This is a genomic window from Variovorax restrictus (assembly GCF_051216715.1).
Taxonomy (GTDB): Bacteria; Pseudomonadota; Gammaproteobacteria; order Burkholderiales; family Burkholderiaceae_C; genus Variovorax.
Window position 1 is genome coordinate 101,964 of sequence record NZ_JBPJZH010000005.1, and the last position, 11,900, is coordinate 113,863.

General features: G+C 58.8%; 10 protein-coding genes. 5 read left to right on the plus strand and 5 right to left on the minus strand.

The window, feature by feature from the left end; genetic code table 11:
• Window positions 1-8: 8 nt before the first annotated feature.
• Window positions 9-980: a phosphonate dehydrogenase gene (locus ACSFA0_RS22940; protein ID WP_024815576.1), complete on the plus strand. Its 972-nt coding sequence runs from the start codon at window positions 9-11 to the stop codon at window positions 978-980.
• 665 nt (window positions 981-1,645) lie between these two features.
• On the opposite strand, the gene ACSFA0_RS22945 is transcribed toward ACSFA0_RS22940, so the two are convergent.
• The 4 genes from ACSFA0_RS22945 to ACSFA0_RS22960 are packed head-to-tail and all read right to left on the minus strand — an operon-like array spanning window position 1,646 to window position 6,487.
• Entirely contained in the window at window positions 1,646-2,128 is a 483-nt protein-coding gene (locus ACSFA0_RS22945) for a hypothetical protein (RefSeq protein WP_094478839.1), read from the minus strand.
• Window positions 2,125-4,053 carry a hypothetical protein gene (locus ACSFA0_RS22950; protein WP_094478837.1) on the minus strand — a complete coding sequence of 643 codons (1,929 nt, stop codon included), beginning with the start codon at window positions 4,051-4,053 and terminating at the stop codon, window positions 2,125-2,127. The genes ACSFA0_RS22945 and ACSFA0_RS22950 overlap by 4 nt, the downstream gene beginning before the upstream one ends.
• Window positions 4,050-5,543: a site-specific integrase gene (locus ACSFA0_RS22955; protein ID WP_108402562.1), complete on the minus strand. Its 1,494-nt coding sequence runs from the start codon at window positions 5,541-5,543 to the stop codon at window positions 4,050-4,052. The genes ACSFA0_RS22950 and ACSFA0_RS22955 overlap by 4 nt, the downstream gene beginning before the upstream one ends.
• The gene (locus tag ACSFA0_RS22960; protein WP_298011835.1) at window positions 5,540-6,487 is read right to left on the minus strand and encodes a tyrosine-type recombinase/integrase; all 948 of its coding nucleotides are present in this window, start codon (window positions 6,485-6,487) and stop codon (window positions 5,540-5,542) included. The genes ACSFA0_RS22955 and ACSFA0_RS22960 overlap by 4 nt, the downstream gene beginning before the upstream one ends.
• 284 nt (window positions 6,488-6,771) lie before the next feature.
• Here ACSFA0_RS22960 and ACSFA0_RS22965 point away from each other — a divergent pair, with 284 nt between their 5' ends.
• Entirely contained in the window at window positions 6,772-7,863 is a 1,092-nt protein-coding gene (locus tag ACSFA0_RS22965) for a Y-family DNA polymerase (protein ID WP_435452579.1), read from the plus strand.
• 270 nt (window positions 7,864-8,133) lie between these two features.
• Here ACSFA0_RS22965 and ACSFA0_RS22970 read toward each other — a convergent pair whose 3' ends face one another.
• Window positions 8,134-9,081, minus strand: a complete 948-nt coding sequence (locus ACSFA0_RS22970) for a 5'-nucleotidase (RefSeq protein WP_435452580.1) — start codon at window positions 9,079-9,081, stop codon at window positions 8,134-8,136.
• A 390-nt stretch (window positions 9,082-9,471) separates the two neighbouring features.
• On the opposite strand from ACSFA0_RS22970, the gene ACSFA0_RS22975 reads away from it, so the two are divergent.
• From ACSFA0_RS22975 to ACSFA0_RS22985, 3 genes are read left to right on the plus strand one after another with little or no spacing between them, the layout of a single operon-like run.
• A complete protein-coding gene (locus ACSFA0_RS22975) occupies window positions 9,472-10,509 on the plus strand; it encodes an amidohydrolase family protein (RefSeq protein WP_435452581.1) in 1,038 nt (345 codons plus the stop codon).
• On the plus strand, window positions 10,506-11,066 hold the full coding sequence (locus tag ACSFA0_RS22980; protein WP_435452582.1) for a non-canonical purine NTP pyrophosphatase: 561 nt from the start codon (window positions 10,506-10,508) through the stop codon (window positions 11,064-11,066). Before ACSFA0_RS22975 ends, ACSFA0_RS22980 begins: the two co-directional genes overlap by 4 nt.
• Window positions 11,063-11,875, plus strand: a complete 813-nt coding sequence (locus tag ACSFA0_RS22985) for an SIR2 family protein (protein ID WP_435452583.1) — start codon at window positions 11,063-11,065, stop codon at window positions 11,873-11,875. The genes ACSFA0_RS22980 and ACSFA0_RS22985 overlap by 4 nt, the downstream gene beginning before the upstream one ends.
• Window positions 11,876-11,900 lie beyond the last annotated feature (25 nt).

The following is an 11,900-nucleotide window of genomic DNA, read 5'->3' on the forward strand; positions in this document are numbered from 1 at the left end:
GGAAGGTAATGATGCCGAAAATTGTGGTGACGCAGCCCATCCATGAAGCAGTTCTGGCGCGTCTTCGATCCGCCGGTGATGTAGTAATGAATCAAGGGCCTGAGCCCTGGAGCGAGGAAGAGCTTTACCTCCACCTGAAGGACGCCGACGCCATGATGGCGTTCATGCCTGACCGGGTAGATCAGCGAACCCTGTTGCACGCTCCCAGGCTCAAGACCATCGCTTGCGCCCTGAAGGGGTATGACAACTTTGACCTCAAGGCATGTGCGCAAGCCGGTGTCAGCGTGAGCTTCGTTCCTGACCTGCTCACAGAACCCACGGCAGAACTCGCCATTGGGCTGGCCATCGCCGCCGCGCGCCATGTGCTGGCAGGTGACGTCAGTGTTCGCAAGAGCTACGCAGGATGGCGTCCCCAGCTGTACGGAATGGGGTTGCACGGCTCGATAGTGGCGGTCGTCGGACTTGGCGCCGTTGGGCGGGCCATTGTGGACCGTCTCTGTGGCTTCGGGTGCGCTCAACTGCTGGGCGTGGACCCGCATGGTGATGACGAACGCCTGACCATGGTGAGCCTGGGTGAGGCCCTGTCGCAATCCGACTATGTCATTCTGGCCGTTCCGCTGCTGGACGTAACGCGTCACCTCGTCAATGACACCATGCTTGAAGGTGTTCGGCGGGGGCAGATCCTGGTCAACATTGGGCGAGGCTCGGTTGTGGACGAGGCTGCCGTGGCACGGGCGCTCAAGGACGAGCGCCTGGGTGCCTACGCCGCCGATGTGTACGAGATGGAAGACTGGCTGCTGGCAGACCGTCCTCGCCAGATTCATCCGGAACTCTTGCAACACCCCTCCACGGTTTTCACACCCCACATTGGTTCGGCGGTGAAGAAGGTTCGCCGAGCCATCGAGTTGCAGGCTGCTGAAAATTTGCTCGTTGCGTTAAATGGTAATGAGCCGCTTGCACACTACGAGGCATCGCACTGAGCGGCTCATGTGGCAGCTTCGCACTGCTCGGTGCAGCCATGAGGTCACCACACCAGAGAATGCTTTTGGACGTTCTATGGTTCTGGCCGATCTAATTCTTTGAGAAGACCTTGGCTACGTGTTTCGGACCCGCGGGCCAACTGCGGATGCTCTTCGCAATGGTTCCGATAAGCCGTGCCGCCAAGTATCCGGGGTGGGATTCCCCCGGTTTCTCGGACGGTTTTCTGGGATCGTTGCCTACATCAACACCGACCGCAGCGGGTCGGGAGAACCAATTCATCCTTGGTGTGATCAGTTGCTCCTGCTACCTTGCCCGGCTCGCATCAATAGAGTGACCGGTCTGAGCAACAAAGCGGTCGCTTGAGACCCTGCTCGGCCAATGACCAGTTGCGCAACACGCGAACTTTCAGGCGTTAGGTTCGAGTGTCGGAGATCAGCCTGATGCACTTCTTGGGGAAAAATAGGTCAAGGACTGCACTTGGCCGATAGGAACACCAACACAGTTGCGCTGGCGCTAGCTTTCTTCGGCTACATCAGCGCTCATTGCTGTTGCCACTGCGCGATTAGGTGGTGGATTGGCGACGCGAATCAGTGGAGGTTTTGTTGTGCGAACGCATTGTGGATTTGCTGCAAAAACTCAACCCAGGCAGGTCGGCTCCGACCTGTCAATCTGCCGTTCCGTCTGACATCTTGACGACGCGCAAGGGCAGATGCGTTACTGGACGCTCGGCGTTGGCTGCTGAAAGGCTGTGTACCGCGTCGCCCACCGCCTTGTAGTCTCGCCAGAACCGCTCAAGTGCAGGCCCGCCTCCGGCCATTTGAACCGCGCGGATGAGGCCGGCGTGGGCTGCCACCATATGCGTTAGCTGGGCTTCCAGCCGCTTGATGTCCTGCCGGTAGCCTGCGGCCTGGTCTTGCAGACTGCCGGCGCCCCCACCTCCTGCGACGATTTTGCGTACTCCTTGCTGCTGTGCCTGGGCCGCAGCGATGAGCGCGCTTCTAGCCTCATTGCGCGTGAACGCTGAAGGGTTCTTCAACGTGCTGTGGCGCCGTGCCACCTCCCGCGCCGTGATGTCGATGTTGTCGGTGAGTAGCGTGTTGAGGATGTCGGCCAGCTCCTCGTTCTTGGGGTCTAAGAGCAGCCTCATTTGAAGATGTCCTCTTTCAGGGTGGAATGGTCGATGCCGTCTGCGAAGACGGATTGGTTCGGTTGGGCGTGAAGCGCAGCCGACACACCAGCAATCAGCCGCTCGGCATGGGCAATCTGGTTCTTGCGCCCCACGGTGGTGGCCGGCTTGCAACGAGCCGCGTCCCGCATCGCCACGAGCTTCGAGCGAAGGTCTTCAAGAGTCACCCGGTGCTCAGCGACCCCGCTGGCCGTAAAGTGCTTGCACTGGTCGAAGCACTTGAGGTGTCGAGTGCAGGGATTGACAGAGAAGCTGTTGGTGCAGAAACCGTACGGCGTGACGTGGAAGCCATCTGCGTTGGCCGCCAAGTAGATGAAGGCTGCTTCATCACCGCTCTCGTGCTGGATGCGCTTAAACGATTGCCCCAAATGGCTTTGCAGCGCCATACCACTGACGACCATCTTGCCCACCAATTCCTTGGCGCTTCCTGCGGGAAGGACCTTGGACGCTGCAGGCGGCAGTTTGACGAAGCTCAACTTCTCTGCGAGGTTGCGATGGTCATACTCGTAGCTCTGAGCGACGGTCCGTCGACCGAACTGGTGCGTAATGATGGTGTCAGGCACATTCTTACGGAACATCTCTGTGTTCATGAGATGCCGAAGACTGTGCGGCTTGATTGACATCAACTTCGACTCAGGCGACCGTCCGTACACACTGAACATCGACCGGCCTGCATGACGTCCTAGCGCGATGAGCATTCCCGGGTACAGCATCGGCTTGATTTCTGTGTCCTCTTGAAGGGGAAGCTGGAGCGGGTAAGTTCGTCCTGCCGTACTCCGCCCCAGGCTCAGAAATAGGCGGTCGCTGGTCCAAACTGGCCGCCCGGAGGAGGTACGAAAAATCCGGCAATCCGAGTCAGGAAATCGGCTGGGGTTCTGCTGTTGCAGGCGCAGCAGCTCTCGGACGGGGCCGACAATCTCTACCATCTCAGTGACCGTTGAGACCACAACATCTTCGAACATCGCGGGCACATGCTGGTGTGCCTCAACAAGCAGATTTGGGGCGCCGTCGATGTGCTTCTCGGCGTAATAGTGCAGTCGCAAGGAGCGTGAGACGCCGCCCACCGTTCCGGCCGGGCGGCCGGTGACTATGTCGAGGTGTTCATCCCAAACCAAGCAGTCGGCGGGTATCGTCAGCACCTCCTCGATTCGCAGTCCCGTGAACAGAGCCAGTTTCACGACACCGAAGCGAACTGCGTCCATGTAGGTCTGGGGCGTCTCCTGGAAGACGATTCGCGTCAGTTCAAGTAGCGCGGAAAGGTCCGGTAGCTTCTCGGCGTGCTGGCGTTCCTGCAGCGAGCCGAGCAACGCTGACGACTCCTTCCTTTTTAGCTCCGGGCGGACTGGGCAATGAACGGAGATGAGGTTCTCGTCGATGTACCTCGCGACCGTTGAGAAGTCGCGCGCCGGCTTGTCGGACCAGGCCTTAAGGCCCAAGACGGCGTCAAAGTTTTCACGTGAAAGCTCCCACGGCGGGCATCGAACCAGAGAGAAGAGGCGACGAGCAGCTCTGGCTATTTGTTGTGTGTCGCCGGTCGAGCGGCCGCTGCTGCAGTGCTCGACGATTAGGGCTTTGATGAAGTCCTGCACGTCTTCACCGAGCACCGCGCCTTCCGGCAATTGGCTGGGGTGCCATCCAGTTGAGGCCGCCATCGCTGTCAGGTCGCGCGACACCGCAAAGCCACAACTTCCAGGGACGTGGAGGTCATGGCTTTTGTTCAACTTGCGTAAGTCCCAGTCCGTGTTAGACGTGGCGGCGCCGTTGCTGTCGAGTTCGATGTGCCAGTCAAGTCCGTGCGATGAAGCGACACGACGCATCCGGTCGATGAAGCTCAGATAGGCCTGCGGCGGTGGCGTCAGTTGAGGCGAGAGGATGTGGATGGTCATCCGTGGTTCTTGGGTCGGTCATCAATCAGGGTTAACGCCTGCTGCGCCCCCGCCAGCGCGCGCGTGAGTTGCCGGTAGGCCGGCGTCTCATCGGAGATTCCCTGCTTTAGGTACAGGCGGACTTGGTCGCGCATCCCTTCGATAGCTTCGACGTGGGACTCCCGGTCTAGGGATGGCATGAACTTCGGACAGCCATAGCAAGACGTCACCGGGTTGTAGGCGCAGCTGCTCTGACCCGCTTTGCACAGTCCCACGCCAGCAACCAGCCGATACCCCACCACAGCGCCAATCTGCTGGTCCTCAGGAGCCAGCTGTATCTCGTCGGCTGAGACGAAACTGCCGGTCGATATGTCCAAGAGGCTGTTGTAGAGTTTCGACGCACCGAGCGCCGTGTTGATGAGCTCGGCTTGCTTGAAGCTTGCCCGGATGTAGTGCGACGCGGCCTCTGCGCTCTTGTGGCCGAGGAACGCTTGGATGCTAGCCCTATCATGCCCCGCATCGGCGAGCGTTTGCGCCCCGGTGTGACGGAGCGAGCGCGCCGTGCTGTCCAGTTGCACGGAGAACCGCTTACAGAGAACCACTGCCCTGTCCCAGAAGGTAATTGGTCCGGTTGCGTTGAATAGCCGCTGCCGCCCGTGAGCGAGCGCCGTCGCGTGCAGCCTCGCGACGAGCGGAACCCACTCCGGTTTGACTTGGCGTAGCAACTCGAATTCGTTGCCTGGTGTTTGCTTTGCAGCATGGAACGAGAGCACGCAAGCAAGGTCGTCGCTTGCATCACGGAAGAAGCGGACATGCGTCACGTCGAGGCACAGCGCCTGAACTGGTCGCATACCGTGTTGGTAGGTGATAAGCAGTGCGACAGCGCCCTCCACCTGTCTGTCGGTCAAGTCGTCCTCGCTCGCCGCCGCATCCAGAACTCGAACAATAGCTGCCTGGGCGTCAACGGAAGCCACACGCTCTCTCTTGCCGATGCTTCGCTTGTTCTGCCGTAAGCCTTCCTTCACGAAGGTGTCCAAGCTCTTCACGAGAGGCATGTGAACTGCTCGCCAGTGGCCGGCGCCAGCCTTGCAAGCTAGCTTCAACACGGCCTTCGCGACGTTCGTCTCCAGCGGGTGGCTCAGCACAGTGGTCCAGGTCTCTCGCAGCTTTTCCGCAGGGGTAGCGAGCAGTTCCAAGATGGCTGGCCATTTGGCTATGAGGACGTTGGCGAAGGTCCGGAATGGTGCTGGGGAGGACGCCCGTCGTGTCAGCAGAACAAGCGCTCGCTGTAATTCGCCAACTTGACCCTCGGCGAACTCCAGCCGTACCGTGCTGCCAGCTGCAAAGACCTCCCAGTGACGGTCCGCCAACCTCACCACCGACTCCCGTCCGGAATACTTGTCGAAAAGGGTCATCAACGCGGGGGCAGCGGGCCACTTCCAGTCCAAGGGAGATTTCCCACCATGCTCGGACTGAGGTTGCGGGAGGGCGATTTCAATGGCGTGGTTCACGCAGAAATCCCCCGCATAAGACTAGTCTTTTCAGCAAACAGTGTGTTCCATGCTTGCATCAAGTCGTCCTGAATCGCCGCACGTGCGTAGTGCTCAGGCATGGCTGACCTCGCTGACCATCCGAAGAACGCCCGCATCCGTTGGATTGCCAACTCGCGGTCGGGGTTCAGCTCCATAAACATCGTGTATCTGGCCGTGGCGCAGGTGTGTCGCAGGTCGTGAGGCGAAATGTTCGTCTTGCCGCCAGATCTATCGAAGAGGCTTTGGATTGCCTCGGGTGCCAGGGCATCCGTCAGTTTCCTGAAGACCTTACTTAGTGCCTCGGCAGAGAGCGGGGCCCCCGCCTTGGTGGTCAGTAGGAAACCATGTCCGGCATCGGTAGGTCGATGCTCGGCGGCGAAGTGCTGGTAGAGCAGAGCTAAGTCCTCTGACACCGGAATTTGCCTGTGGGATTCCAGAGTTTTGATGCGTGGCGTGGTCGACCTCGGATCGTTCTCGAACACCGTGGTGATGTCAAGCCAACGAACCACCTCTCCTGACTCCGGGTCCACGTCTTCCTTCAAGGAGTCACAGGCCAACAGCAGTGCTTCGCCACGACGGAGCCCAGCCAGCAGCATTAGGTTGACGATGAGCCAGTTCCGCACGCGCGTTTGATACCCCTTGAAAGGATTTCGAGGCGAGCTGGGATGCGCTACCTCAAGGAGGTCCAGCAGCGTTGTTTTCGGCAGCGCACGAATGAAGCGGAAGCCACCGAGACGGGGGGCGCGCATCCTGCCCATGGCTGCCAGCATAGAAGCAGCTGCGGCCCACTCTGGGTTACTAGGCGCTAAGCGTTTGGCCAGCGATTGCACGAATGCTCTGACTACGCCCCACCGCTGAACATCAGTCGTGTTGTAGGCCGGGTCTGAGGTTGTCGTTAGATAGAACGACTCCACCATGAGCATCACGCCCTCAGCGTCCCGAGTGCTCATACCCTCGTCGAAGGCGTCGGCACCGAAGCGTTCGTCACAGTACCGATAAAAGCTGTCCAGATGCTGGAGGTACAGCTTTCGCGTGCTGGTCGCCTGAGAACTACTCGTGAGGCCTAGGGACCACGCCGTGGACCATAGTCTTGGCATGTGTCTCACGGGGTCAACGATGACATGTTCAGGAACTGCTTGAGTACGGACGAGCACTGGAGATAACGGTTGGGGATACCTCTACGTACAGAGCTTTCCCTCTAATTGAAATGCAACACTGGCCATGGTACCTCTTAATTGACGAGAGCTTTGTGGACCTCAGTGGCATCAGGGGTGACATGACCGAAAGAGCCCATGCCATCCGTGCGCGGGTGCTGCAGTGGGTAGGTATTCCCTGCGGCATCGGCATTGCGCCGACCAAGACCCTCGCCAAGCTGGCCAACCATGTGGCCAAGACGGCTGAGCGCAAACCTGGCGCCTACCCTGCAAAACTGGCTCAAGTTTGCAACCTAGCGCAGTTGTCCCGTAACGAATTGGATGCGGTGCTGGAATCGACCGATGTGGGAGAAGTCTGGGGCGTCGGGCGCAAGATCGCGGCCCAACTGAAGGACGCGGGCACCGAGACCGTCCTGGACCTGGCACGCCTTGATCCGGCCATGGTGCGCAGGCGCTGGTCGGTGGTGCTGGAGCGCACGGTGCGAGAGTTGCAAGGCATGCCCTGTATCGGATTGGAGGAACAGCCGCCACCCAAGAAGGAAATCGCCTGCACCCGGTCGTTTGGGCAACCCATCAGAGACCTCCAGGCGTTGGAACAGGCCGTCAGCACGTTTGCCAGCATGGCAGCACAGAAGCTGCGCAGGCAGGCCAGCCACACGGCCCATGTGCTGGTGTTCATTCACACCAGCCCCTATCGCAAAGGGCCGCAGTACGCCCGGTCCATCACCGTACCGCTGCTGCGGGCCACCAGCGATACGGTGCCCGTAGTCAATGCCGCATTGGCTGGGCTTCGCCGCATTTACCGATCGGGCTACGCTTTCATCAAAGCTGGCGTCATGCTGCTGGACTTGCACAGTGCAAAGCTGCGGCAGGGAGAGCTCGATCTGGAACCGCTGGAAGCGCAAGACTGCGCACGTGAACGGCTGATGGGGGTGCTCGATGAGCTCAATCAGCGCTATGGGCGAGGGACGGTGAAGCTGGCCAGCGCGGGAGTGGAGGCGACGGGAGAGCGTGCAAGCTGGGCTATGCGGCAGGAGCGCAGGTCACCAGCCTACACGACTCGTTGGGACGACATGCTCGAGGTAGGGGATGTGAATGTCACTTCGCCCCCGATGCCGTCTACTGCTGAACGGGGCAGACAATGATGGTGATTGCAGTGAGGGCGGAGTTTCGGGTGTTAGAGGCGCTTTCGCAGCGGTTGGAGCCTGTCGTTGCTGCCGGCCGACCTCATGCTAATTGCCACGATGCGGTCGCTGGACTTGCCGACCGGGGGAGGCACGAAACCTTTCGCTCAACGCCTAGGTAAGTCGCTCGAAATGTAGGCGTCCCGCAGGCGGAACTCGTGAGCGTCAGCTTGTCCGTCCTGTTAGGCATCGCAGATAACGGAGCGTTGCACTTCATGCACCAACTTAGGCTCACCTTGCAGTCCGTGGATTCGTAACTCCGAATGGGATGTGAACCGACGGCACGACAGAGGAAGCCGTCGCGAGATGACCAGATTGATCATCGAAGAAGATGTGCGGCTTCAGTACGCCGAGGACGTTGTGCTTCTCAATGCCGCCAAGAAAGAAGGCATCGGTTGGCATAACACCCCAACTCTTAAGTGTGTTCAATGCACGCTCGTGCGAGGGCGCATTCCTAGCCGTCACTACAGAGATGCGTAAACGATTCTTGTACGTGGCGTCGGCACGGCGCCGTTCCTCTTCAACAGACTGAATCTTTGCGACTCGGATCAAAAATTGTTGCAGTGGTCCTGGGTTGTGGGGCTGCATCATGTTTTTGACCTCATGCTCGTGAAACTTGCTGACGTCCTTCGTTTTCTGCATGACCGTCTCAGATTCATCGTCTGCGAGAACTCCGTCAAAGTCGAATGCGATGCGCAGCCCGGTGTCCCTCTCGTCATCCACGATTGCTGAATCAAGAACTTGGCCGGCGGGAAAGTTTGCTGCGATCGCAGCAGTCACATCATCCGCATTGCCCGAAAGGAACAGCGCGATATTGAGCGCGGGTATGTACTCGTACGGTGCCTGACCCTGCATGAAAATCGCACGCGTGATGCCAAGTCCATGATGCTCGATGGATTTCATCACCCGCAGGCCGGTGTCGGGGTCGTTCTTGGACAGGAGAACGACTTCGACGAGTGGGTCTTTGGCTGCGTCCATGCTCAAGTCGTTGAGCGAAAGCAGCCGGCGGATGAAGGAGAAAGCGATTCCCTTCGCCAGCGGCTTATTCAAATTTTCCTGCTGAAACTTACGGTACGGTTCCTCACCTTGCGCGCGAAAGACCGCATCAGATTCACGCAGATCGAACATCGCACTAGATGCGACTCCAATGACTAGTCGGTTTTGAAGATCATAGGCCATATCACGATGCTACTTTTTGAGTCCTATGGAATGAAAAATGGACTTCCCCGTCCAGGGCGATCCGCGCAATTGCGGCATACGGCATTACGGTGTCTCGATTGGAAGTAAGAACTCTCATCAACTCACTCGTCTGTTGGAAGGGGAGTCTATGTATGTCATTGTCACTATCAGCATCAATCAGGCAAAGAATTTCGTTGCCACTCATGATGTTGTAGCCGTAGACAAGCCCCTACTCCATCTGCCCAACTGCATCGGCGGATTTATCGGGCTGAGAGGGAGATTTGTGAGACGGCGACTTGAACCTCTCGTCCGAGAAGACGCGCGTAGCGGGTACGGGGCTATCATCACAAAAATTGGGCTGAAAGCCCACAACAAGGACTAGGACGGAGATTGAATCCGCGGCAACTTGATCTGCCAGGCCTTTTGGGCGTAACTGACGACCTCGACGACGGCGGAGCGCAAGCCTACGTGCATGATCGGGGAGAACTCCACGTGCATATGAACGGCGCAGTCCCTGTGTCGACCATCCGGGAGATCATGGCCGACGAAGCAACGTCTTTTCCGACTGGGTTCGATTTTGAGCGGGACATGACACGCCTTGCCCCATGCCAATCGCTGGCGGAGTACCTCTCGCCGTGGCAGGTGTTGCGACTCTTCCCCAAGAAACGCGCAAACCTTGACCGCCTCGCCCATGCGGTTCTTGAGAGCTTGGCAGAGAACGCGGTCCGTTTCGTCGAACTCCGCAGCAGCGTCCTGTACTTGACTGGACTTCAGAGCTGTACGCCTGCGCAGGCGTTGGAACGCCTCATCGAGTCGACAGGCAGGGCGGCGCAGCGCTATGGGATCCGACGGGGCTTAATCCTCACCGTAACGCGGGGCGACTACGGTGCCTCGAATCTCGCCACCCTACTGCAGGCCTACGAGGACATCGGACGACCGAAGGATATCGTGGGACTGGACCTTGCGGGGGATGAAGAGATGCCCTACACGGCTGAGCTGCCCGCGATGATCCGTGAGGCCAAGGACCGATATGGCTTCGGCATCACGATACACGCTGGGGAGACTGGCCGCGTGGAGAACGTGCGCGCGGCCGTGGAGCTCTTCCACGCAGATCGGATCGGCCACGGCACGGCAGCCGGCAAGGATCCGGACTTGATGGATATGCTAGCTGCCGAGGGGGTCTGCGTCGAAGTCTGCCCGATCAGCAACCGGCTGACGGGCGCTGTTCCCCGTGATGAGGCTCATCCTCTTCAGGAGTTCCGGCGCAGGGGCGTGCCGTTCGTTATCTGCTCCGACAACCCAGCGATCCATCAACGCGGCCTGGCCGACGACCAAGCCGCCGCGATGGCCGAAGGACTGTCCATTTGCGACATGCAGCAGCAGTACGAAGTCGCCAAGCGGTTTTCATTTATGGAGGGTCTGAATTGAAGATTCGATTCATGTCCGGCAATAAACACAAGATCAAGGAAGTGCAACGTATCCTCAGTCCGGTCGACGTGGACATCGTGCCGGTATCCAGAAAGATCGAAGAACTACAGACGCAGGACGTCGACGCGCTCGTGCGGGACAAATTGATCAAGGCATTCCACGAGATCGGCCGCCCGCTGTTCGTCGAGCACACAGGTCTGTATCTCAGGGGGCTGAATGACCTTCCCGCAGGCCTGACCCAGATCTTTTGGGACCGCTTGGAAGCTAGGCGCTTCGCGGATCTTGTGGCCGCTCTGGGTGACGACAAGGTCATCGCAAAGACGGTGCTCGGGTACTGCGACGGGCGCCAGATGCACCTATTCGAAGGCGCCATCGAGGGCACGGTTCCGCGGACACCTGCTGGGCCGGAGGATTTTCAGTGGGACTGTGTGTTCATCCCTGACGGCTACACGAAGACGTTTGCTGAAATGGGGGCTGATAAGGACGACATCTCCATGCGCCGCATAGCGTTGAACAAGTTTGCTGCCCACCTCAAGACTTCGAAATTCACGACATGAGAGCTGAACTTCTTGAAGCCCACAGCAGCGGCAAGCTAATGCTGTTTGTCGGCGCCGGCGTGTCAGCAAATCTTGGCTTGCCGAGTTGGAGCCAGCTGATCTCGCAGATTGCCCAGGAGCTGGGCTACGACCCGGCAGTGTTTGCCACCTACGGGAACTATCAGACCCTGGCTGAGTTTTACAAAAAGAAGAGAGGTGGCCTCGGGGAGCTACGGAGTTGGATGGACCGCGAATGGCACAAGCCTTCCACGGACATCAAAGCCTCCGACATTCACCGGCTCATCACCCTGGGCAACTTCTCACGGATCTACACCACCAACTACGACCGGTGGCTTGAGATCGCCCACGCCGAATTCGGCGTGAAGTACGACAGGATTGCCAGCGTGGCGGACATGGTCGCTGTCAGTGACGGTCACCGCCAGATCATTAAGTTCCATGGTGACTTTGCAGCCGACGAGTCCATCGTCCTTGACGAGACCAGCTACTACCAGCGGCTGAACTTCGACACGCCGCTGGACATTAAGCTTCGCAATGACGTGCTGAGTAATTCCGTCCTCTTCATCGGCTATAGCCTGACGGACTTCAACATCCGCCTGCTGTTCTATCGCCTAACCGAGATGTGGGGAAAGTCGCCGCTAGCTTCGGCGAGACCCAAGTCGTACATTTTCACCAATCGTCCGAACCCTGCGGCAGAGGAAGTGCTGAGGCACTGGGGCATTGAAATGATCGTCTCCGATGAGGACGATCCGAAGACTGCGCTCACGGGCTTCCTCCAAGAACTCGTGACGTCCCCAGGGTTAGCCTGTTAGAACAGATCCTGAGACAAACGCATGA

What these genes read in the sequence shown, in the direction of transcription:
- ACSFA0_RS22945 (WP_094478839.1), bottom strand. Translation starts at nt 2,128, where the DNA reads ATGAGGCTGCTCTTAGACCCCAAGAACGAGGAGCTGGCCGACATCCTC.
- ACSFA0_RS22985 (WP_435452583.1), top strand. Translation starts at nt 11,063, where the DNA reads ATGAGAGCTGAACTTCTTGAAGCCCACAGCAGCGGCAAGCTAATGCTG.
- ACSFA0_RS22970 (WP_435452580.1), bottom strand. Translation starts at nt 9,081, where the DNA reads ATGGCCTATGATCTTCAAAACCGACTAGTCATTGGAGTCGCATCTAGT.
- ACSFA0_RS22965 (WP_435452579.1), top strand. Translation starts at nt 6,772, where the DNA reads ATGCAACACTGGCCATGGTACCTCTTAATTGACGAGAGCTTTGTGGAC.
- ACSFA0_RS22940 (WP_024815576.1), top strand. Translation starts at nt 9, where the DNA reads ATGATGCCGAAAATTGTGGTGACGCAGCCCATCCATGAAGCAGTTCTG.
- ACSFA0_RS22950 (WP_094478837.1), bottom strand. Translation starts at nt 4,053, where the DNA reads ATGACCATCCACATCCTCTCGCCTCAACTGACGCCACCGCCGCAGGCC.
- ACSFA0_RS22960 (WP_298011835.1), bottom strand. Translation starts at nt 6,487, where the DNA reads ATGCTCATGGTGGAGTCGTTCTATCTAACGACAACCTCAGACCCGGCC.